This is a genomic window from Massilia sp. CT11-108 (assembly GCF_047302915.1).
Lineage (GTDB): Bacteria > Pseudomonadota > Gammaproteobacteria > Burkholderiales > Burkholderiaceae_D > Telluria > Telluria orientalis.
The window spans coordinates 1-1,140 of sequence record NZ_JBKYMO010000953.1 but is presented as its reverse complement, the minus strand read 5'-3'; the positions used below and the strand labels follow the sequence as shown (position 1 = coordinate 1,140).

Annotated in this window: 2 protein-coding genes; both read left to right on the top strand. The window is 68.4% G+C overall.

The features are described 5' to 3' along the window. Nucleotides 1–384: chemotaxis protein CheB (locus tag ACEN88_RS32305; protein ID WP_413346307.1), on the top strand; the 384-nt coding region annotated here is incomplete at its 5' end. Further along, the coding region (locus ACEN88_RS32300) for a response regulator (RefSeq protein WP_413346305.1) at nt 381–1,140 on the top strand (760 nt) is incomplete at its 3' end. The genes ACEN88_RS32305 and ACEN88_RS32300, both read left to right, overlap by 4 nt.

Sequence of the window (1,140 nt, the reverse complement as noted above, 5' to 3'; positions counted from 1 at the left end):
GTCCCGGAAGGCTGGCAGGCGACGCTGGGCCCGGGGCTCGTCGGCCGGCTCGTGCTGGCGCCGCCGGAACACGGCATGTGCCCGTCCGTGTCGCACCTGTTCCGCGCCATCGATCCCGAACTGCGTCCGGCCACCGCGGCGGTCCTCCTGACCGGCATGGGCAAGGACGGCGCGGCCGAATTGAAGCTGTTGCGCGAGCACGGCGCCCTGACCATCGCGCAGGACCGCGCGAGCGCCGTCGTCTACGGCATGCCCGGCGAGGCATTGCGGCTGGACGCCGCGATGCTGGTGCTGGAGCCTGCGGAAATCGGCAAGGTGCTGGCACGCCTGCCGGTCGAGCCGTTTCCGTCATCCGTATTTCCAACCCTTGGGGACCTTCCATGAGCACGTCTCCCGACAACGTCGTCGAACGCGATACCGTGGCCTCCCACGAGATCGAAATCCTGGTGGTGGAGGACAGCGCCACCCAGGCCCGCCAGCTGGCGCAACTGCTCGAAACCGTGGGCTACCGCGTGCGCATCGCGTCCGACGGCCGCGCGGGCCTGGAGGCGGCCCGACAGCGACCGCCGACGCTCATCGTCACCGACATCAACATGCCGCGCATGGACGGCTTCGAGATGTGCAAGGCGATCAAGCAGGACCCGCACGTGCGCGACGTGCCGGTGATCCTGCTCACGTCCCTCTCCAGCCTGTACGACGTGATCAAGGGCCTGGACTGCGGCGCCGACAACTTCATCCGCAAGCCGTTCGAGGCGGACTACCTGCTGGGCCGCATCCGCTTCATCCTCGCCAACCGCGCGCTGCGCTCCAACGAGCGGGTGCAGCTGGGGATGAAGATCAACCTGGGCGGCCAGACCCATTTCATCACGGCGGAACGCCAGCAGATTTTCGATCTCCTGATCTCGACGTACGAGGAAGCGATCCACATGACGGAGCAGCTGCGCGCCCAGCAGGAGCGCATCGCCCATTCGTACCAGTCGCTGGAAGGGCTGTACCGGGTCGCGGAGGCGATCAATCCGGTGCTGTCGGAGCAGGACGTGGCCGAGCGCGCGCTCGACCGCGTGCTGGACCTGCCGGGCGTCACCGGCGCGACGATCCGGCTGCACGACCACGACGGCCGGCATGACGCAGGTGCACGGC